Source organism: Paucidesulfovibrio gracilis DSM 16080, from assembly GCF_900167125.1.
GTDB classification, from domain to species: Bacteria; Desulfobacterota; Desulfovibrionia; order Desulfovibrionales; family Desulfovibrionaceae; genus Paucidesulfovibrio; species Paucidesulfovibrio gracilis.
Genome location: NZ_FUYC01000003.1, coordinates 344,718 through 364,631 on the forward strand (window position 1 = coordinate 344,718; position 19,914 = coordinate 364,631).

A 19,914-nucleotide genomic window follows, 5' to 3' on the forward strand; every position below is an offset into this window, starting at 1 on the left:
AAGCAGAATCTGCCCGATTTGGATTCCCTATGATGGATTCCACCGGGGATCCGGTCCAAAATGAATTCCTTTGGAATCGCTCCGACCGACTTTCCGTCCGGGAAATTGCAATGTGGCAGGTTTGCCGGAGAGAAACGCCGCGTCCAACCGAAGTAAAGTGTCCGTCAACACCTGTCCGGGACCGAGCTTATCCAAGGCTGATTTATAGAGTCGGAGTCGTTCGGCTTGGTGTAGGTTCGCCAATCGGTCCCGGGACAAAAAGAATGGCTCATCCTTACTACCAGGGAAATTTCCAAGACGCTGCTCCCAATAGGCACGGTCCACCCCGGCTTGCCGCCAAATGCGGTTGATTCCTTTCAGAAAATTTGGATTTTCTTCCAAGATCAAGGGCAACAAGGAGTGGCGTATGCGATTTCTTGCAAACCGTACGTCCGTGTTGGAATCATCTTCCCGCCAGGGAATGTGAAGTGTCTGAAGAAAATGGATTAGATCGGATCTAGGGATCGACAATAGCGGCCGAACCAATCGGCGTTGCGCGTCATGGGCCGTCATGCCGCCCAGGCCGGGCCAGCCTGTTCCACGGCACAACCGTAGCAGCACGTCTTCCGCCAAATCATTGAGGTGATGCGCCGTTGCCACAAACGGCAACCCTGTTTCCATACGAATTTTTTCAAAAAAAGCATAGCGCAGCTTCCGTCCGGTCTCCTCCCAACCCAAGCCGAGCCGGGAAGCTGTAAAAGCTACGTCCGCACGTTCGGAAAAAAAAGGCACATCCAATGCAACGCAGAGATCCTTGACAAAAACGGCGTCTTCCGATGATTCGACCCGAAGGCCGTGATCAAGATGCGCCACGGCCATGCTTCCACCGTGGCGTTGCATCAGGCAATGCCAGATAATGGTCAGAGCCGTGGAGTCCGCACCACCGGAACACGCGACCACGAGGCCGGTTCTGGGGTCGATCCCAAGCTCTTCAGAAACAAAACGCTCCACGTCCAAACAAAGGTGTGCGGCCCAGGGAGGCAGTTCCTGAAGAAAGCGGGGGACTGAGAACATCAAACCGGCCACCCTGTCGATTATGCAGGGACGTCTTGTGCCTGGAAGATCTCGTCAATGAGATTGATGGCCCATTCCCGAGCAGCGGGGGAGGCGTAGGCAACGCAGGAACAACGCATCCGGTTGCGCGCCCGGACCAAAAGTTCCAGTTTAAAATCAGAGCATTCAGGTCGGTCGATCCGTTCAAGGGCCATCATGTACGGACCGCAAGAATCCAGATGTTCCTGTTGTTCCTGCTCAAGCAATGCTTCGGAAATAGGAACATACCAAATGCCTTCAATGGGACCTTTCCATCCACGCTGGTCAAGTGTCTTGGCGATGATATCAGCGTGTTCCCGGGGTATATCTTCAATACAGTAGGTGCGCATAAAATCCTCGTTCAGTGATCGTTCAAATCGTTGGAAAGGCCGAACTCATCTTCCCGACATTCGCAGGAATCCCTGGATCGTCGCTCCGCATGAGCTTCCGGCGGAATACAGTCGTTATCGAGATTGAAAAAACGTCGCGCCGTATCAATGACCGTATCGGCCACGCCTTCTTCCCGTGTACGGCGTTTGAGATAGCAAACCGGTTCATGCAAAACCTTATGGCTTACGGACAGCACAAGACACTCCAAAGCTTCACGTGTGCTTTCATCCACATCGCCAATTCGTCGCAAGGTTTTGCTCAGTTCCTTACGCGCAACGTCCTCTGCCTTACCCAGCAAATCCACTATGGTCGGCTGGAGGTCCAATGTTTGCAACCAATGCTCAAACGCACTGGTTTCATTGTCTACCAACGCACGCGCCTTGACGGCCTCGTCCTGACGTTGCGCCATATTCTCTTCGACCACCTCTTTGAGATCGTCGATATCATAGAGATAGACATTGTCCAGGGCGTTTACGTCCGGATCAATATCCCGGGGTACAGCGATATCAATAAAAAACATGGAGCGGTGTTTCCGTCGTTTCAAGACCTTTTGCATCTCTTTGGCCCGAATCACGGCAGTTGGCGATCCCGTGGAGCTGATAACGATGTCGGCTTCGGGCAACCGATCCATAAGATTTTCGATGGGAATCGGTTCGCCTCCGAGCGTTGCGGACAATGCCTTGGCCCGTGACAATGTTCGGTTGGCAATAATGAGTCGTTCCACACCGTTGCGCAATAAATGCGTAGCAGCCAGCTCTGCCATTTCTCCGGCGCCTACAAGCATGGCGGTCTTTCCCTGAAAAGAGCCGAAGATTTTCCGAGCAAGCTCAACAGCGGCAAAGCTGATGGATACTGCGCTGGAGGCCACAGCGGTCTCTGTCCGAACCCGTTTGGCAACGGAAAACGATTTGTGCAGCAGTCGGTTGATGATGACTCGCGCCGTATTGTTGTCCACGGCTCGGCGATAGGCATCCTTAAGTTGTCCCAAAATTTGAGGTTCTCCCATAACCAGGGAGTCAAGGCTTGCCCCAACCATAAAAAGGTGTCTGACTGCGGAAATTCCTTCATAATTATAGGTGTGCTCTGCCAACTCTTCCGGCTGACCGCCGCAACGTTCGGCCCAATACGCCCGCATGCATCCAAGCACATCCACATCGGATTCCGGGGAATGCTCACTGACACACAGCAGTTCGACGCGGTTGCAGGTGGAAAGAACCATGACTTCCCGCACCGGGCATTCCGACATGATGCCGAGTTCCATGTCCTCCACATTGGTCAGGGCGTAACGCTCACGGATGTCCACTTCGGCGGTGCGGTGGTTGAGACCTGTAAGATAGATAAATTTATTCATAAGTTACGATTTGAACGTAATGGTGTGGTGGATGAGGGAAATAACCATGAACAAGAAAACCCAAATAACCATCCAGGCTGTCTTGCGTCCCCGCCACCCCAGCACGAGGCGCTGGTGGAAGAGAACAGCATACAGCAACCAGACCCCGAGGGAGGTAAACTTCATGGCATCCCATTGAAAGGTCTTTTCCGGATCGATCCAATACCAAATGGCCAAAGAAAAGATGCCAAGGGTATACAAGGGGAATCCGAGGGTAACGGCCAGGTGGTTGACGCGATCGACAACTTCCAACGATGGCATGGATTCGTTCATGCTGCCGAGGGCAGCCTTGCTCTTGATCTTACGATTCAAGTGCAGCCAAACAAAGGCTGCGCCGCATCCCAGGGCGAGCAGGGCGAGCGCAACAGCCAGGCTGCCGACATGCAGACCAAAAAATAACCCAGTCAATTGCGGGGGGATTTTGATAGTCAGACTGCCAGCTCCCAGGGATGAGGCGTAGAGCAACAATCCCAGCGGAAAAGCCGTGAACGAAAGGAACGACGAGCGCAGTCTCCAGCGGAGAACCAAAAAAAGGGCGAAAAGCGTCCAGCCCACAAAACTAAAATAAAAGGTACCGCGGAGTAAAACCATTTTGCCGGATAAAACCGGCATGATGGCAAGGTCAAGAGTGTGCAGGGCGAACCCGCCGATGGCCAGCGCACCGGCAACGGTTGAAAGCCGCTCATTGCCGAGGGTAAGCCCCACAAAGAACAGCATTGCGCCCAGAAAATAGAGTCCGATGATGGCCAGGGGAAGTAGATCAAAAAACTCCATCCAGCAACTCCGGAAGGTTGGAATGCAAGGCGCTGGGCAAGCGCTCCCGTAGGGAGCGTTTCGCCGCGTCCACATCGTTGGTTTCAATGTCGCGCAACAGGTTTGACGTGGTAATAGACCGAAAAATCTCCGTGTTTTTTTGGGTCGGCAGACCGAGTTCCAGCAACATAGGGCGCAGCCTGCCCAAAATAGTGAGCAAGTCAGCGTATTCGGATCCAAAGGTTTCTTCAAGATCGGAACGAACAAGCCGGGCCAAAGCCGGGCTCTGGCCACAAGTGGAAACCGAAAGGGTCAAATCGCCGCGGCAGACGGTTGCCGGGACGATGAAATTTCCAAGTTTCGGCGCATCCGCCACGTTGCAAAGCAAGCCGCGCTCCCGGCAGGCTTCGGCAATGGTCCGATTTACTGCCGCATTGGACGTCGCCGCCACAACGAGAAATGCATTATCCAAATCTGAAAGTTGGAATTCTCGTTCCTCAAACCGAACTTCGGGTCGGTTCAGCAGCATCTGCAACTCATGCCCAGTTTGATCCGCCGGGTAGCATCGATCCAATGCCAGGACCGTTCGGGCACCATTGTCCAGGAGGCCGCGAATTTTTCGTATTCCCACGGCGCCGGCCCCGACCACGAGGCACTGTTTGTCCGTAAGATTCAACAAAATAGGATAATAGCGCATCCCCATATACTATACCATGGCCCTCGGGGTGTAAAACAGGAAAAAGGTGTCCCGCTTGCCAGGGATAGGCCGATTCGGTACACCACAAGCATTGGGGAACCTTTTAGAATCGAGCGGTCCGGAAAACAAGGGAGGGGATGGCGTCCTATGGGACGAGAGTTGGTGGTGCAACTGGCACGCTTTGGCGATCTGGTTCAGACCAAACGTTTGGTGCGGTCCCTGGAACTCTGCGGCTCCGAGGTTCATCTTTGCGTGGACCGGTCCCTGCGGGGTCTGGCGAAATTATTGTATCCTCATGCTGTGGTGCATGGCGTGTGCGCTCATGGTGGTGGCACCAATGCCGGCGAGGTCGTGCTGAACAACCGTGCAGCCTTCGACACACTCGCGGACTTGAAATTTGATACGGTTTATAATCTCAATTTTTCCCCGCTCAATTTTCGTCTTGCGAGCCTTTTTGCTCCGGAAACCGTTCGAGGCTATCAATCGTTTGACGGTCAGGACGTGGTCAGTCCTTGGGCGGGCATGGGAATCCGGTGGTCCAAAGAACGGCGCATTGCACTGAATCTTGTCGATTTTTGGGGTGGGTATGCTCCTCGTCCCTGCCCGCCGGAAGCAGTCAATCCTGTTGCGAGACCAGGAGGCAACGGCATCGGCATTGCTTTGGCAGGCCGAGAGTCCCGCCGTTCTCTGCCTGTTCCAACACTACGTGAGGTGGCAAAAACAGCCTGGAACATACTGGGAAAACCACACGTAAAACTGCTCGGAACCGCTACGGAAGCAGGAGCCGCTCGAGCGCTGCGTAAGGAATTGCCTTCTGAAATGCAGGAACGGACCTCCGATCTCACGGGGAAAACCGATTGGGCTACATTGATTGAAGCAGTCCAGGGCATGGATCTTCTGCTCACACCCGATACCGGGATCATGCACCTCGCCGCCCACTTGGGTGTACCGGTGGCCGCTTTTTTCCTTTCCTCGGCCTGGTGCTTTGAAACAGGTCCGTACGGTAAGGGGCATACTGTCTTTCAGGCGCTTCAACCTTGCTTGCCCTGTCTGGAGCATGAGTCCTGCCCTTATAACGTGCGTTGTGGAGAAGGGTTTGATGACCCCATGTTTTTGCGTTTTTTCACTACCCGCAAGGCGGAACATGCCCCTGCAGGCATTATGGGATTGCGCAGCGATCTTGATTCCCTTGGGGTGGAGTTTATTTCTTTTGGCGGCGAAGATGCCGATACCCGAAGCAGGGTCGCGTTACGCACGTTCGTGGCAGAACATCTCGGTATCTCCGGTCCCAATCTCGATTCCAAAAGCAACATCTCCCTGGCACAGCGCTTGTATCATGAACGCGATTGGGTTGTGGCTCCGAAGGAAAAGCAGACCCCGGATCTGCTGACAAACGGCGAATATGATTCTCAACAAAAGCTAGAAAATATCTAGACTAAGAGTAGTACATTGAAAATACTCATTGTTTTGCCAATGTATGGGGGGTCGCTTCCTGTTGGAGAATTTTGCGCAACAGCCTTGCGCCAGGAAGAGCATGTCGTGGAGGTTTTCCAGGCGGATCAGTTCTACGACGCATACAGCGCCCTCAAAGGACTGCGGGTTACTTCGGATCGTCTCGAATTTCTCCAGAACAATTATGTTCAACTCCTTTCGCAAGCCGTGCTGGCCAAAGTGCATAGCTTTGAGCCTGATCTTGTGCTGGCAATGGCCCAAGCCCCTCTTTCGCGCCAGATTCTGCGGCGGCTCCGAAAGGATGGTGTCGCCACGGCAATGTGGTTTGTGGAAGACTACCGATTGTTCACGTACTGGAAAAGCTTTGCACCGCTTTATGACGTTTTTGCGGTGATTCAAAAAGATCCCTTTTTTGAAGAACTGCAATCCGCAGGGCAACACAATGTCCTGTATCTGCCCATGGCGGCGCAACCGGATTTCCACCATCCCCAGGAAGTGTCCGCTGTAGAGCGGCGGAAATGGGGGGCAGAGCTTTCCTTTATGGGAGCTGGCTATCCCAACCGGCGAAAGGCCTTTCGCGAATTGCTGCAGTACGATTTTAAGATCTGGGGATCAGACTGGGACGGCGACCACGTGTTGGCACCTTACCTTCAAATGGGGGGGCGTCGAGTGACATCGGAGGAGTGCGTACGCATCTTCAACGCAAGTACCATCAATTTGAATCTGCATTCCTCAATCCATCCTGACCAGTTGATAAGCCAAGGTGATTTCATCAACCCTCGCACCTTTGAAGTGGCCTGCTGCGGAGCATTTCAACTCGTGGACAGGCGGTCCCTTCTTGCTGAGGCGTTTGCCGAGGATGAATTGATTACCTTTGAATCACTTACGGATTTGAAAGAAAAAGTAGAATATTTTCTGCACGCTCCGGAACAGCGCCAGGCCATCGCTGAAAAAGGGCGTAGGCGGGTGCTCATGGAACACACCTATGCACACCGCATGCGGCGGTTGCTCGAGTTTACCGCAGAACGCATCCCCAATTGGCCGCTACCACGGCAGGGCAACGAAGCCTTGGCCGTACTCCCAAAAGAATTGACCACGGAGGTCAATGGCCTTCTGGAGCGGTTGAATCTTCCGAAGAACGTCACTTTTCCCGATTTGGTGTGGGCTGTTCGTCAACAGCAAGGCCGACTTTCAGGACTCGAAACATCCATTCTCTTTTTGGATGAATGGAAAAAAATGTACGAAAAATAAAGCGGTTCAACGACGAGGCGGTTTTCGTAAAGACCGTAAATGCCCTTTGATCCAAGCGAGCAATCGCGGTTCCGCACCTTGTTCTTTCGGCTCATAGAAACGGCGTTCCCCGAGGGACTCCGGCAAATAACGCTGTTCCACCCAGGAGCCGGGAAACGAGTGAGGATATTGATAATTTCGCCCATAGCCCCATTCTTTTTGAAGCGATGTGCTGGCATTACGCAAATGAAGCGGCACGGGCTGTACCCCATTTTGGCGCACTTCCTTTTGCGCTGTCGCGTAAGCGGCGTATGTGGAGTTACTTTTGGGAGCCAAGGCCAGATAGACAACGGTTTCCGCCATAGGGATGCGCCCTTCGGGCATGCCCACCGCCTCCACTGATTGGTGACAAGAAACAGCCATCGGCAGCGCCTGCGGATCGGCCAGGCCGACATCCTCGCTGGCTGAAATCATAAGCCGCCGTGTGACGAAACGGGGATCTTCCCCGGATTCCAATAGACAAGCCAGATAATACAACGCCGCGTCCGGATCGCTACCGCGGATTGATTTGATCAAAGCGGATGCCAATTCATAATGAGAATCGCCGCCACGATCCCCGCGAATGATCACTTCCGGCAGATTTTTAGCCAAATGCTCGGGCGTGCGCGACTCTTCAGGCAGACCAAGAGCATATTCGAGCAGATTCAGCAGGCTACGGGCATCCCCGCCGGAAATACCGCACAAGTACTCTCTGGCAGCATCTGTAAGCGAGTCCCCGAGTTCGGATTCTCCACGTTTGGCCACGTCCAGCAATTCGTCATGACTTAACGGGCGAAAACGGAGCACATGCAGACGGGAAAGCAATTGCCGGGTAATGCTGAAAGATGGATTTTCCGTGGTGGTGGCGATGAGGGTTATGGTGCCGTTTTCCAAACCAGGAAGGAAAAAGTCTTGCTGCGCCTTGGAAAAACGATGCAGTTCATCCAGAATCAACAGTTTGTGGCCCGCCAGTTTTTTTCGCAATACGGGCAATCCGGCCTCCGGGGCACTCACACGTACAAAGGGACGGCCTGTGGCTTGCGCCAGAAGCAAGGCCAATGTGGATTTCCCACAGCCAGGAGGCCCAAAGAAAAGCAGACTCGGAAGTCGATTGGCCCGCAGAAAGGCGTCAACACGTTCCCGGAGTTGCGGTTGCCCGATAAACTCCGTCATGTTTTTGGGACGAATACGGTCCGCCAGGGGCTGATTGTCGTTCTCCGTCAGCGAAAGCTGCATTATACATCTCCGTTGGTCTGCGACGCCGTCATGAGGCCGTGGAAAGCCAAACTCAGGCAGTGCAGTGCCGCGGTTTCCCATCGAAGGACGCTTTTCCCCAGGCTGACGGGCAAAAAATCTGCTTCCTGTAAGTGCTCCGCTTCTTGTTCCGTAATGCCGCCTTCCGGTCCGATCACGGCCAGACTCCTCCCATGGGAAAGCATGTCAGGTTGCAGCAGTGTTCCGAGCTGCGGGGATTCCCAAAGTAAAAAACGCTGCTCAAATCCAGCAGCAAAGGTAATCAGATCCTGAATTCCGCCAATAGTGTATAGATGGGGAAGCCAAGGATTGCCGCACTGTTTGGCAGACTGGACGATTTTTTCCTTCCAGGAGTCTTTTACTGTTTTGGGAAGGGCGCCTTGGCTTCGTTCGGAACGCCAAAACGCCACACCGTTTCCGTACAGCTCCACACTTTTTTCCAACAGCCAACCCCGCCGGGAGGCTTTACTCCAGGCTAAAGCAAGCGTTACGCCCGACCTGCGGGCAGGGTGGCGACGGACGGACCCGGGACGCAACACAGCTTTTCGCTTGGCGGATTCGACCAAAACAAAATGCCCGGTGCGCCCCTCGCCGTCAAAAAGGCGCACCTCGGTTCCCGGCATGGTGCGAAGAACCTGAAGCATGTGGCGTGCTTCCGGTCCTTCAAGCAGGATATCTTCTCCAGCCCTGGGCCAATGGTCCGATGCCAGAAAAAACGAATTCAAGCGAGACATGAGCGCTTCACTTCAGCAGGCTATGGCTCCAGGGCCACAAGATCGTCATAGGTTTCACGGCGTCGCGCCAGCTGTACTTCCGTGCCGTCAACGATCAATTCCGCTGGCCGCGGCCGCGAATTGTAATTGGAGGCCATGGTAAAGCCATACGCTCCGGCCGAATACACGGCCAGCAATTCTCCCTGACGAGGTTCCGGCAATTCACGATCCCGAGCCAGGAAATCACTTGTTTCGCAGATGGGTCCCACCACATCGTACGACTTAGCCGGACGGGAATGTTGCTCAACTTCACCGATGGCATGGAAGGATTGATACAGGGCCGGGCGGACCAGATCGTTCATGGCCGCATCCACAATGACGAAATTTTTGCTGGGCGTACTTTTAAGGTATTGTACTTCGGTCACCAGAATGCCTGTATTTCCGGCAATGACCCGGCCCGGCTCCAAAATCAGCGTCAAAGGAAGGCCTTGCAGGGCGTTGGTCAGGGCGTTGCCGAACTCCTCGGGGTGAGGCGGCTCCTCCTGGTCGTAGGTGATGCCCAGCCCTCCGCCAAGGTCGAGATAGCGAATCTTGATCCCCTGCTCGTCCAGTTCACGGTAAAAAGCGAGCAGTTTTTCCAGTGTTTCCAGGAAGGGGTCGATGCTCGTAAGCTGTGAACCGATATGACAATCCATGCCTACCGGTTCAATGCCCGGCAATTGTTGAGCCAATTTGTAGGCCTGACGGGAGTGGTCGATATCTAGTCCAAATTTGTTTTTTTTCATCCCCGTGGAAATGTAAGGGTGGGTCTTGGGATCCACATCCGGATTGATGCGAAAGCTGATGCGTGCCACCCGTCCCATGTCCTGAGCTATTTCATTAATGCGCTCCAGTTCCTGCATGGATTCCACATTGAACATAAGGATGTCGGCTTCCAAGGCTTCCCGGATTTCATGATCCTTCTTGCCCACGCCGGAATAGACTATTTTTTCCGAAGGAACGCCTGCCTTGAGTGCGCGATACAGTTCACCGCCGGAAACGATGTCAACGCCTCCACCAAGTTCCGCCATCAGACGCAGGACGCTGAGGTTCGAGTTGGCCTTAACGGAAAAGCAGGTCAAATGATCCAACCCACGGAAAGCGGAGTCAAACGCCTTGAAATGCCGACGGATAGTGGATGCGGAATATACATATAGTGGCGTTCCATACTCGGCGGCCAAATCTGCGACCGGAACATCCTCGGCATACAGCCGTCCATCGCGATATTCGAAATGATGCATTATCAACGCTCCTTGTGCTCTCGGGTAATCGTTCTTAAATCCTGACCTGTCAGCTCGGAGAAATCAAGTTCGGGCAACAGACTATGGTTCGGCGATCAAGACACCGCTCTTTCGCTCTGGAATTGAACGAAGGGAATTGTGTCCCACAATGCGGAATTTATACGTCAAATCACGCTCCAATCCGCAAACCGTCAATCGGACGTACGGACCGATTTCGCTGTATCCCTGATCGCCCCGACGCATGTCCAGGATTTTTCGGGGAGTAAACGGGCATTCCACACATCCAGCACCGGGAACCAGCGGCTCAAGTTGCACCGTGACGAAATCCAGCCGTTGATAGGCGCCCTGCAACCGACCTTCAATAACGAGGCAACCGTCCTTACGCTCCGCAGTAACCAACCGCCAGGAAAAGGTGTCTTCCTTTTCAACAGGCTCGGGCCAAGCCTTGTAGCCAAGTGTGCAGGCGGAGCAAACCAAACAAAAAACCGCGAGCAACAACGGCAGGAATCGAGACATAAAGGCTCCCGCGTGTGGGTTAATGAAGATTTTGCTTCCAATGGTGGAGCATGGTCAAAGCCTGCAACGGAGTCAAGCCGTCCAAGTCCAATGCCCGGATTTCCTGGAGCAGGTCTTCCGCCTGGGAATCGACGTTAGACGCAACGGGATCTTCGTTTTCCACTGCCATGCCTGGAAGCAGTGTCTGCGAAGCCCGCTCCATAGCCTGTGCTCGCTCATCGCCGGCCTTGTCTTCCAGGTGGGAAAGCAATTCACGAGCACGTTGCACAACGGATAGAGGGACTCCTGCCAAGCGGGCCACTTCAATGCCGTAACTTTTGTCAGCCGGTCCAGGGATGAGTTTACGCAGAAAAACAATGTCCCCTTTCCATTCTTTGACTGCAATGTTTAGATTTCGCAGCCCATCAATGCGGCCCTCAAGGGATGTCAGTTCATGGTAGTGGGTCGCGAATAATGTTCTGATGCCGCCCTTGGCTCGGCGGGCAAGTTCTTCCACAACAGCCCAGGCCAGAGCCAGGCCGTCAAATGTACTGGTGCCACGACCAATTTCATCCAGGATAACAAGACTTTTTTTGGTGGCCAGGCGAAGAATGCGCGCCGTCTCCATCATCTCCACCATAAAGGTGGATTGGCCCTGGCTCAGATTGTCGGACGCACCGACGCGGGAAAAAATACGATCCGCCAATCCCAAACGCGCCTGCTTGGCGGGAACAAAGGAACCGATTTGCGCCAGCAGTACAATGATGGCCACCTGGCGCAGAACTGTTGATTTTCCCGCCATATTAGGTCCGGTAATAAGCAGGATCCGACGGTCGGGGGTGATGGTCAAGGAGTTGGGGATATAATTGCCTCCGACCGATGCCTCTACCACGGGATGCCGTCCGTCCGTGATCTCAATATCCATCCCGTCATGCAAGTCCGGCGCGGTCCAGGCCTGGGCGCGGGCAGTCTCTGCAAGTCCCTGCCAATAGTCCAATGCCGCCAGGGTTCCCGCCATGTACATAAAGCGGTCCCGAGCTTGGGAAAGAATTTCACGCAACTCCATAAACAAATTATATTCCATGGCCTTGCGTTCATCTGAAGCCGAAAGAAGTCGTTCTTCCATCTCCTTAAGAGCGGGAGTGACGTAGCGTTCCGAGTTGACCAGGGTTTGACGGCGAATAAAATGATCAGGGACTTGTCCCTGATACGCCTTGGACACTTCAAGGAAGTAGCCGAAGACCTTATTGAATCCCAATTTTAGCTTTGGAATCTCCGCGTCTGTTCGTTCCTGTTCCAGAAGTCGCTGGATTGCGGCTTCTCCGTGTTCTGTCAGCTCGATAAGTTCATCAAGCTCCGGTCGGTATCCGCTTCGAAAAAGGCCGCCCTCTGTAATATGCGGGGGAGGGGAGTCCACGAACGCCGCAGAAAGCAACTCTCCGACATCTTTAAGGGAATCCCAGTTGCGGTACACATCCTGAAGGCCAGTTGGAAGATTATCAATGCGTTGCAGCAGGTCTTGGATCGGCGGCAATGTCTGAAGACTGCGTCGCATGGCAACCATGTCTTTTGGGGTGGCCCGCCCCAAAGCAATGCGCGTGCTGAGGCGTTCCATATCATATACGGCGTCCAGCAGGCGGCGGAGATCCGCTCGCAGCGAATCGTTGTCGGCAAAAAGAGCCACGCATTCTTGACAGGTCCGAATGGGAGCCATATCCCGCCAAGGTCGTTTGAGACGTTCTTCCAAAAGTCTGCCGCCCATGGGGGTCATGGTCCTGTCCAGCACGTTCCAGAGCGTACCGGCTCCTCCGCGACCGTCCAGCCGACGAAAAAGCTCGAGGTTGCGTTCGGTGACTTCATCCAAGAGCAGATGGCGGGAGAGGTTCAACTGTTGAAATTCACCAAGATGGTCGGCATCGCGCATCTGGGTTTGACGCAGGTAGGAGAGTTGCGCCCCGCAAGCCCGCACCAGTTCAGGACGATTCGAAAGATCAAGGACATCAAGATGTTCCACTCCTTGATTCTGCAACAAGGCTCGTTCCGCCGTTGTTATATCAAAATGGGGCAGGGAAGGGAGAGTGGTACAGACCAGGGCAAGATCCGCATATGCCGAAGGTGGTTTTGTTCCCTTGGGCAGCAATAATTCACTGGGATTGATCTTGACGGCCCACTGCCATAATTCCTCCTCGCGGCGCGAGGTCATGCCCGACCATTCTCCTGTGGAGAAATCCAGCCAGGCCAGGCCGCCCCGCCCCTTGTCCGGATTCCAATACAGTGATGCAAGATAGTTATGAAATTTTGCCGTCAGGTCGTCGTCTTCGGAAAGGGTTCCTGGTGTAAGGACACGAGTGACTTCACGTTTTACAAGCCCCTTGGCCTGTTTTGGATCCTCCACCTGGTCGCAGAGGGTCACCTTGTACCCTTTTCCCAGCAGTTGCCCAACGTATCGGCGTACCGCATGGTGCGGAACTCCGCACATGGGAACCTTGTTTTTGGAATTGGGATTGCGACAGGTCAGGGCAATCTGTAACTCCCTGGCCGCCACTTCAGCGTCCTCGAAAAACACCTCGTAAAAGTCGCCCATGCGGTAAAGGAGCAGCGTATCGGGGTGCTGCTTCTTGACCTGAAGGTAATGCTCCAGCATGGGGGTCAGTTTTTTTCCTGCCACCGTATTCGCTAAGCTTGGTTAAGTGTCGATGCTGGCGCGGAAGGTGATGGAGTGCCAGCTTTTGCAACGCGGACAAACAAAGAAAAGAGTATCGCGCTTAAGTCCACAGCGTTTACAAACGAAACGCTTCACCGTCCTGGCCTTCTCAATAAAAAATACCAACTGTTCTTCAAAAAAAGGCGTAAGTTGCTGGTCAGCCCGTGCCAAATTAAAAAGTTCCAGCCGTGCCAGCCAGAAATCTGGATCCAGCTTCAGCGCCCGTTCAAACCATGCCCTGGCCACAGCGGCATATCCGCCTGCCTGAAGCAGCAACGCTCCGTAATAACTGAGCATAGCATCAGGTTGACGTTCATCGATGACAGGCAGGATTTCCCGCTTGAGTTCTTCGTCGTCCAGGCCGCCATGCGAAACCTGGCGAGCGTCTTCCACATCGCAGCCCTCTTCATCACTGGCGGGGAGTGCGGCATCGCGCCAATGGCGAACATGGTCCATGAGTCCTTCGAGCACGGCAAAACGCATGGCTTCCGGCACGTGGTCCAATGCCTCCCGCATGGCTTTGCCAAAACGTTCAGCGTCGTTGAGGTCGTGCAGCCGAATCAATCGTTCCAACCATGCTTCCACAGAGCCGGGATGTGCCTTGAGAGCATGGCGCAGAGAGCGTTCAGCCTGTGAGGTATTACCGGCACGCCGCTCCTCCTGGGACTGACGCACGAGGTAATGCGCCTGTGCAGGTGAAAAATTCAACTCACCATACAGTTTGGCAGCCAAACCATAGTCATTGCCCTGCGCTGCCAACCGCGCACGCTCAAGAAGAATATGGGGATTACGCCCACCGAGTTTTTCAGCCTGATCCAGCGCGGTCGCAGCGCGATCGAGAAAGCCCCCACGCCGGAAGTCACGCCCAAGCTCGTAGTACGCCCTGGCCCGGAATTCCGGAGCCAAACCCGGGCGTACCGTGATGTTGTTGCGGATTTGAATGGCCCGTTCAATTTCACCCTGGGCGCGATACAGGCTGCCCAGCGCAAGGTAGATTTCAACCACTTCGGAATTGTTCCGCACCACCTTACTAAGTTCGTCGATGGCCGCCTTGGTGTCCAGATCCGAAGCAAAGTCGAATCGGCCCTCAGGTTGGGACAGATCGGGCAGCCGGTTCGAATCGAACCGTCGTCGGGATCGAAACAAATTGCGCAACAAGGGATCCCCCTTATGAGTCAATAAGTGAACAGTGCAAAGGGTAACTGGCGGACTTTATTTCCCTTCCTCGGATTCAGCGGCCGAAGCATTTCCTTCCCCGTCAAATCCATTGGAATAACCAGTGTCGTTCAGAGGGAGGTTCCGAAGGGAGTTCAGTTCCTGCTCAAGGCTGCGCATTTTTTTGTTGCAGGCGCGCAGCTGGCGAGAGGAGCCGATTTTTTCAGCCACAAAATAGAGCAGCCCAAGCAGCACGCCAAGTAGAAACGCGGAAATCACGACCGCATACAGCGGAATTCCCATCCCTACAAATTTCACTGCATAGAGATCAAGCTTAATATTCAAAAGCGCCGTGAACTGGGCATCGTTTTGCATGAAGAAAAGGACGCCCGCGGCGACGCAGAGAGCCAAAATGGCCAGTTTGACGTAGCGCATGCTTTGCTCCGAAGTTAGAGGGTTTCAAAGTAGGGTTTAAGTTGATCGTAGGTGGATTCCAAATGCTGCGGAATCACGGTTGTTTCTCCAAACACGGCCATAAAGGAAGCGTCTCCGTTCCAGCGTGGCACGAGTTGCCAATGCAGGTGCGCGGCAATGCCGGCTCCTGCAGCCTCCCCCAGATTCAATCCCACGTTGATCCCTTGAGGCTGAAAAGCCATTTTATAGATAGAAACGCACGATTGGATCAGTTGCACTGATTCGTGGGTCTCCTCGGCCGACAGTTCCGTAATACAGGAAATGTGCCGGTACGGGCAAATCATGAGGTGGCCGTTGTTGTAAGGAAATTTGTTCATGATCACAAAACAATGATCCGCACGATGCAGGATCAGCCGCTCCCGGTCCTCGGAATCGTCATTGCGCGGTACGCAAAACACACATTCGTCGGGCTTGGGTCCAAGAATATAGTTCATGCGCCATGGCGCCCAAAGAACTTCCATTGCCATCGGTTAAAGTAACCTTTCCTTGAAGATGAAAATATGTTCCCGTTTCGGCGTTTTCACGCGGAAAAGGGAGCCATTTTACGGATAAGAGTCACGGCTTCGGACGCGTCCCGGGCCGGGAGTACACCCGGCAGTTCGCTCCAGCGGCCAATGGCCACTACGGGAATTTCAGCTTTAAGCGCGAGCCCCACCTCGGAGAGGGTGCCGTTTCCGCCTTCTACGGCAACCACGGCAAATCCGTTGCGAACAACCAGGCTGTTGCGCATTTGACCGAGTCCCGTAGCAATGGGGATATCCACGTACGCATTGGCGGTCGCACGATCCGTGCCTGGAAGGATTCCGATGGTTAGTCCCCCGGCGCTTCTGGCTCCCTTGCATGCAGCCTCCATGACTCCGGAAAGGCCACCGCAAACCACGGAAAAGCCGGTTTCGGCCAACAGTCGGCCCAACGATTCGGCCAATAAGCTGGTTTGATGCCCACATTGCCCCGCACCAATGACGGCCACGGTGCGCAGTCGTTGTTCCATTCGTGGCATGGCGGCTCCTTTGGTTCCCAAACTTGCGCCCGCTCGAAAACGTAACGTCCTTTACTACACGCCTCGCAGAGCAAGGGCAAGGGTGCGGCCGGCCACGAAAACAAGGAAAAACCACTGTTGCGCTACCGCATCTTGACCAATCTGGCGGCCATGGCGAGTTGGTCTTCGCGCCCTGGTGCTTCTCCATCAATGGCAGCAGCCAGAATACGGCGTAAAATACGGGTGTAGTCCGGGCCAGGGGATAAGCCGAGCTGTTTTAAATCTGTGCCGGAAACCTCCAGTGTATGGAAGCGCCACGTGGTAAGATACTGGGATATATGTTTCCGTACAGCGTCCTTTCGGCTTTTGGCCATTAAAAACAAAACGCCCTCCAACGGAAGCCTTTCCAATGCGAAATAAATATCACTCGGCCGGGAAACCCCTTCCCGCCACTGCATGAGCTTGCCCAAGGCTTTCCCGACCATCTCCCGAGTGGAAAGATGTTCGCGCTCCTCTCGCGGGGCAACACCCAACCGCCGAAGCAGTTGAGCAGCTTCGTTGCGTTCCATGTTCATGGTCAAGCCCTGAAAGAACAACTTCCAGCCGGTAACAGGCGGTTCCACGTAGAGCAGCGTATACAGAGTCCGGACTTTTTCAAGCTCCTCCAGGATGTCGATACGTTTGGCCGTCAATTGAAAAAGAGGATGGATAGCCTGTAGCACCTTGAGTTCCTGGAGCCGCTTCAGGCAATCCGTGGGATGTTCCTCTTCCATAATCAGTTGAAGTTCATGAAAAATTCGAGCACCGGAAAGCCGGTTGAACAGGTTGAGTTGCAGTGCATTTTTGATCAGCCGTAGCGTCTGGCCGCCGATTTGGAATTCAAAACGACGTTCAAAACGGACGGCACGAAGAATGCGCGTGGGGTCTTCCACAAAACTGAGCGAATGCAACACTCGGATATTACGACCCTTGATGTCGCGTTGCGCACCAAAAAAATCAACTAATGTCCCGAAACTGCCGGGCGTCAGGTTGACCGCCAGGGCGTTGACGGTAAAATCTCGCCGGTAGAGGTCCATTTTGATGGATGACAACTGTACCGTGGGCAACGCCGCAGGTCGTTCATAATATTCAAGCCTTGCCGTGGCTACGTCGATACGGGTGTTGTCCGGAAAGATAACCACCGCGGTTTTGAACTTGTGGTGCGCCTTGACACGGGCATTGTGCTGCTCGGCAAAAGCACGGGCAAAGGCGATGCCGTCTCCCTCCACCACGAGATCCAAATCCATGTTGGGACGGGCCAGCAGCAAATCCCGAACAAATCCTCCCACAGCGTATACTCCGTACCCCAAGGATTGCGCGAGTTCTCCGGCTCCGCGCAACATCTCCACCAAAGGGCGCGGCAAGCGTTCGCGCATCACGGAAACGATGCTGCGTTCCCTGTTGCGCTCTGGTTTGAGGGACTCGGGAATACGGGCAGGTTCTTCGATCAGCAGGTTGAGCAGGTCGGTCTTGGTAATGATCCCAACAACCTGGTCGTTCTTGATCACGGGCAACAGGCGCTGGCGCTTGCCCAGAATGATCTCCATTACCTTATAGAGATCCGTATCAGGTGGAACCGTAGCAAAGCGGGTTCCCATATAGTCGCTGACGGGCTGCTCTCCCAGTTGATGCGCCAAGGCTTTGTCGGCAACCGCATGTTCCAACAGTCCCACACATTCCATCCCGCCCTCGCGAACAACAGGGAGTCCCTTGAATCCATAGCGAGTCATGATTTCCACGGCATCCCGCATGGGGGACGTGTCCTCCACCACCACGGCGGGACGTGACATGATGCTGTTCACAACCAGTTGTGGATTGATCAGCGAGTAGAGCAGGGCAAACAGGTCATCACGGGTTTCCGCGAGGGTTTTGTCCTTGATTGTGGCCGAAGCAGCATAAGGGTGTCCGCCCCCACCGAACGAAGAGCAAATTTGTCCGGCATCAACATCTGGACTGCGCGAACGTCCCACAAGGTGAATCCGGTCACCCATGCGGCCCAGGGCAAAAAGAACCCGAATATTCTCCATGTCCACAAGCTTATGGATCAGCAAAGCAAAGTCGTTCACATAGTGATCGGCACTCATTTGGGTGATGACGACTTCAACGCCATTGATGTCATGGGTGGTGGCCGACTCCAACAATTCTCCCAGAATGGCGATCTGCTGGGCCGACAACTCACGGCTCAACAGGTCGGAAATGACGTTCAAATCCATTCCTCGGCCCCGAAGCCAGGAAGCTGCCTCAAAATCCTCGGGTACTGTTGAATTGAACGTGAAGGAGCCGGTGTCCTCAAAAATACCCAACCCCAAAACAGTGGCTTCCTCACTATTTATTTCACACTCTTGTCGCATCATCTCATGAACGAGAATCGAGGTAGTGGAACCCCAGCTTTTCACAACCTCCCGAACGGCAGGCACATCCTCGTCGGAGTCGGGGTGATGATCGTAGCTGTGGATTTCAATGTCGCTCCGATTCAGCAAAGGTTCCACATGCGGCACCCGGGAACGCTGGCGGGTGTCGACCAGTACCAAAAGCTCCACGGCATCTTGATCAATCTCCTTAAAATTACGAAAGTTGAAAAGGTAGATTGTACTTTGGATATAAAAATTTCGCAGATCCTTTTCCTGGGTTCCCGGAAAGATAAGCACAGCCCCAGGGTACAGTTTCGCCGCGGCCACCATGGCGGCCAAGGCATCAAAGTCCGCGTTGGCGTGTCCGGTAATGACGGTATGTGCTTGAATCTTTTTGCCTTTAGTAGACATTATTCATCCTTGGAGAGTTGGGCGCGGGGGTGAAAGCGCTCATGAATGCGGAGAAGGCGGCCTGTTTCAACATGGGTATAGATTTCTGTGGAGCTGATGTCCGCGTGACCCAGAAGAATTTGTACACTCCGAAGGTCCGCTCCACCTTCCAGCAGGTGCGTGGCAAAAGAGTGCCGGAAGGTATGCGGAGAAATTTCCCGCCTGATACCGGCTTCCAGGGCATAACGCTTCACAGCCTTCCAAACGGCCTGTCGTGTTAAGCCTTTCCCGGAACGATTGAGAAAAATCCGATCCTCTTTTGGAGAAAAATCTTTCCGCCAAGTGGTTAAATATTCATGCAGTACCTGTTGGGCTTGGTAGTGTACCGGCACCAGGCGTTCTTTGCCGCCCTTGCCGAAAATCCGCAACAGGCCGACCTGATCATCAAAATCAAGGGGACGCAGGGCAATCAGTTCCGAAACCCGAAGCCCCGACGCATAGAGCAATTCCAACATGGTCCGGTCCCTGGCACCGAGTTTGGTCCCACGTACCGGTCGTTGCAGGATGGCGGCCACTTCCTTTTTGGTCAAAACCTCGGGCAATGCTTTCGGAGTCTTGGGACTCCGTAACAAACGAGCCGGATCATCACTCAACATTTTTTCTTTATAAAGATAGCCAAAGAAGCCGCGCAACGTGGAAACATGACGGCTCAATGAGCGGCTGCTCAACCCTTGTGCACGCAGGTGAACAAGATGAAGCGACAAGACTTCGGCGGTGACGCGTTTCAAATCCCCCTGGCGATCATCCAAAAACGCACACAAGGAGGACAAATCCTGTGAATAATTTTGCAGGCTGTTTTCGGAAAGTCCTTTATCGATCAGTAAAAACTGAAGATAGGCGTCAATCCATGGATGTCCATGCAGGGCAGAGCTGCTCAAGCTTTGTGGATTCTGGCTGTTGTTCACTGTTGGTCACCGGCGTAGCCTACTGAGTGTACTGTGGAAACAAAAAAACATTTGGGGCATCAGCAACAGGGTACCTGGGGTGCCTGCCGGGTG

The 19,914-nt window shown here is 54.0% G+C and carries 18 protein-coding genes; 2 read left to right on the plus strand and 16 right to left on the minus strand.

Features of this window, described 5'->3' with window-relative positions; all coding sequences use genetic code 11:
• Positions 1-27 precede the first annotated feature (27 nt).
• The 5 genes from tilS to B5D49_RS05940 are packed head-to-tail and all read right to left on the minus strand — an operon-like array spanning position 28 to position 4,307.
• Positions 28-1,053 (minus strand): tRNA lysidine(34) synthetase TilS, encoded by a 1,026-nt coding sequence (gene tilS / locus B5D49_RS05920; RefSeq protein ID WP_078716741.1) that lies wholly within the window; start codon positions 1,051-1,053, stop codon positions 28-30.
• Positions 1,054-1,073: 20 nt separating this feature from the next.
• Positions 1,074-1,421, minus strand: a complete 348-nt coding sequence (locus B5D49_RS05925) for a hypothetical protein (RefSeq protein ID WP_078716742.1) — start codon at positions 1,419-1,421, stop codon at positions 1,074-1,076.
• 11 nt (positions 1,422-1,432) lie between these two features.
• Positions 1,433-2,812 carry a glutamyl-tRNA reductase gene (gene hemA, locus B5D49_RS05930; RefSeq protein WP_078716743.1) on the minus strand — a complete coding sequence of 460 codons (1,380 nt, stop codon included), beginning with the start codon at positions 2,810-2,812 and terminating at the stop codon, positions 1,433-1,435.
• 3 nt (positions 2,813-2,815) lie between these two features.
• Positions 2,816-3,625: a cytochrome c biogenesis protein CcsA gene (gene ccsA, locus B5D49_RS05935; RefSeq protein ID WP_078716744.1), complete on the minus strand. Its 810-nt coding sequence runs from the start codon at positions 3,623-3,625 to the stop codon at positions 2,816-2,818.
• Positions 3,612-4,307: a precorrin-2 dehydrogenase/sirohydrochlorin ferrochelatase family protein gene (locus B5D49_RS05940; RefSeq protein ID WP_327083006.1), complete on the minus strand. Its 696-nt coding sequence runs from the start codon at positions 4,305-4,307 to the stop codon at positions 3,612-3,614. Before B5D49_RS05940 ends, ccsA begins: the two co-directional genes overlap by 14 nt.
• Before the next feature lie 246 nt (positions 4,308-4,553).
• Here B5D49_RS05940 and B5D49_RS05945 point away from each other — a divergent pair, with 246 nt between their 5' ends.
• The gene (locus tag B5D49_RS05945) at positions 4,554-5,735 is read left to right on the plus strand and encodes a glycosyltransferase family 9 protein (RefSeq protein WP_327083007.1); all 1,182 of its coding nucleotides are present in this window, start codon (positions 4,554-4,556) and stop codon (positions 5,733-5,735) included.
• A gap of 39 nt (positions 5,736-5,774) precedes the next feature.
• Positions 5,775-7,004, plus strand: coding sequence for a CgeB family protein (locus tag B5D49_RS05950; protein ID WP_078716746.1), 1,230 nt, complete (start codon positions 5,775-5,777; stop codon positions 7,002-7,004).
• A 6-nt stretch (positions 7,005-7,010) separates the two neighbouring features.
• Here B5D49_RS05950 and B5D49_RS05955 read toward each other — a convergent pair whose 3' ends face one another.
• The 11 genes from B5D49_RS05955 to xerD form a co-directional block, all read right to left on the minus strand.
• Complete coding sequence (locus B5D49_RS05955) at positions 7,011-8,258, minus strand: replication-associated recombination protein A (RefSeq protein ID WP_078716747.1); 1,248 nt, start codon at positions 8,256-8,258, stop codon at positions 7,011-7,013.
• Positions 8,258-9,010 (minus strand): RsmE family RNA methyltransferase, encoded by a 753-nt coding sequence (locus B5D49_RS05960; RefSeq protein ID WP_078716748.1) that lies wholly within the window; start codon positions 9,008-9,010, stop codon positions 8,258-8,260. Before B5D49_RS05960 ends, B5D49_RS05955 begins: the two co-directional genes overlap by 1 nt.
• A gap of 20 nt (positions 9,011-9,030) precedes the next feature.
• Positions 9,031-10,269, minus strand: a complete 1,239-nt coding sequence (gene lysA, locus B5D49_RS05965; RefSeq protein WP_078716749.1) for a diaminopimelate decarboxylase — start codon at positions 10,267-10,269, stop codon at positions 9,031-9,033.
• An 81-nt stretch (positions 10,270-10,350) separates the two neighbouring features.
• Positions 10,351-10,785, minus strand: coding sequence for a hypothetical protein (locus tag B5D49_RS05970; protein WP_078716750.1), 435 nt, complete (start codon positions 10,783-10,785; stop codon positions 10,351-10,353).
• A 19-nt stretch (positions 10,786-10,804) separates the two neighbouring features.
• On the minus strand, positions 10,805-13,408 hold the full coding sequence (gene mutS, locus B5D49_RS05975; protein ID WP_078716751.1) for a DNA mismatch repair protein MutS: 2,604 nt from the start codon (positions 13,406-13,408) through the stop codon (positions 10,805-10,807).
• A gap of 42 nt (positions 13,409-13,450) precedes the next feature.
• Positions 13,451-14,626, minus strand: coding sequence for a tetratricopeptide repeat protein (locus B5D49_RS05980; protein WP_159447148.1), 1,176 nt, complete (start codon positions 14,624-14,626; stop codon positions 13,451-13,453).
• Between the two features lie 54 nt (positions 14,627-14,680).
• Positions 14,681-15,058, minus strand: coding sequence for a lipopolysaccharide assembly protein LapA domain-containing protein (locus B5D49_RS05985; protein WP_078716753.1), 378 nt, complete (start codon positions 15,056-15,058; stop codon positions 14,681-14,683).
• Between the two features lie 14 nt (positions 15,059-15,072).
• Complete coding sequence (locus B5D49_RS05990; protein ID WP_078716825.1) at positions 15,073-15,558, minus strand: HIT family protein; 486 nt, start codon at positions 15,556-15,558, stop codon at positions 15,073-15,075.
• A gap of 59 nt (positions 15,559-15,617) precedes the next feature.
• On the minus strand, positions 15,618-16,097 hold the full coding sequence (locus tag B5D49_RS05995) for a TIGR00725 family protein (protein WP_327083008.1): 480 nt from the start codon (positions 16,095-16,097) through the stop codon (positions 15,618-15,620).
• Between the two features lie 122 nt (positions 16,098-16,219).
• On the minus strand, positions 16,220-18,877 hold the full coding sequence (locus B5D49_RS06000; protein WP_078716754.1) for a CBS domain-containing protein: 2,658 nt from the start codon (positions 18,875-18,877) through the stop codon (positions 16,220-16,222).
• Entirely contained in the window at positions 18,877-19,821 is a 945-nt protein-coding gene (xerD, locus tag B5D49_RS06005) for a site-specific tyrosine recombinase XerD (RefSeq protein ID WP_234990634.1), read from the minus strand. Before xerD ends, B5D49_RS06000 begins: the two co-directional genes overlap by 1 nt.
• Positions 19,822-19,914: the final 93 nt, after the last annotated feature.

Bases quoted from the DNA above. Each gene is read 5' to 3' on its own strand.
- tilS (WP_078716741.1), bottom strand. From the start codon at position 1,053: ATGTTCTCAGTCCCCCGCTTTCTTCAGGAACTGCCTCCCTGGGCCGCA.
- B5D49_RS05925 (WP_078716742.1), bottom strand. From the start codon at position 1,421: ATGCGCACCTACTGTATTGAAGATATACCCCGGGAACACGCTGATATC.
- hemA (WP_078716743.1), bottom strand. From the start codon at position 2,812: ATGAATAAATTTATCTATCTTACAGGTCTCAACCACCGCACCGCCGAA.
- ccsA (WP_078716744.1), bottom strand. From the start codon at position 3,625: ATGGAGTTTTTTGATCTACTTCCCCTGGCCATCATCGGACTCTATTTT.
- B5D49_RS05940 (WP_327083006.1), bottom strand. From the start codon at position 4,307: ATGGGGATGCGCTATTATCCTATTTTGTTGAATCTTACGGACAAACAG.
- B5D49_RS05950 (WP_078716746.1), top strand. From the start codon at position 5,775: ATGTATGGGGGGTCGCTTCCTGTTGGAGAATTTTGCGCAACAGCCTTG.
- B5D49_RS05955 (WP_078716747.1), bottom strand. From the start codon at position 8,258: ATGCAGCTTTCGCTGACGGAGAACGACAATCAGCCCCTGGCGGACCGT.
- B5D49_RS05960 (WP_078716748.1), bottom strand. From the start codon at position 9,010: ATGTCTCGCTTGAATTCGTTTTTTCTGGCATCGGACCATTGGCCCAGG.
- lysA (WP_078716749.1), bottom strand. From the start codon at position 10,269: ATGCATCATTTCGAATATCGCGATGGACGGCTGTATGCCGAGGATGTT.
- B5D49_RS05970 (WP_078716750.1), bottom strand. From the start codon at position 10,785: ATGTCTCGATTCCTGCCGTTGTTGCTCGCGGTTTTTTGTTTGGTTTGC.
- mutS (WP_078716751.1), bottom strand. From the start codon at position 13,408: ATGCTGGAGCATTACCTTCAGGTCAAGAAGCAGCACCCCGATACGCTG.
- B5D49_RS05985 (WP_078716753.1), bottom strand. From the start codon at position 15,058: ATGCGCTACGTCAAACTGGCCATTTTGGCTCTCTGCGTCGCCGCGGGC.
- B5D49_RS05990 (WP_078716825.1), bottom strand. From the start codon at position 15,558: ATGGAAGTTCTTTGGGCGCCATGGCGCATGAACTATATTCTTGGACCC.
- B5D49_RS05995 (WP_327083008.1), bottom strand. From the start codon at position 16,097: ATGCCACGAATGGAACAACGACTGCGCACCGTGGCCGTCATTGGTGCG.
- B5D49_RS06000 (WP_078716754.1), bottom strand. From the start codon at position 18,877: ATGTCTACTAAAGGCAAAAAGATTCAAGCACATACCGTCATTACCGGA.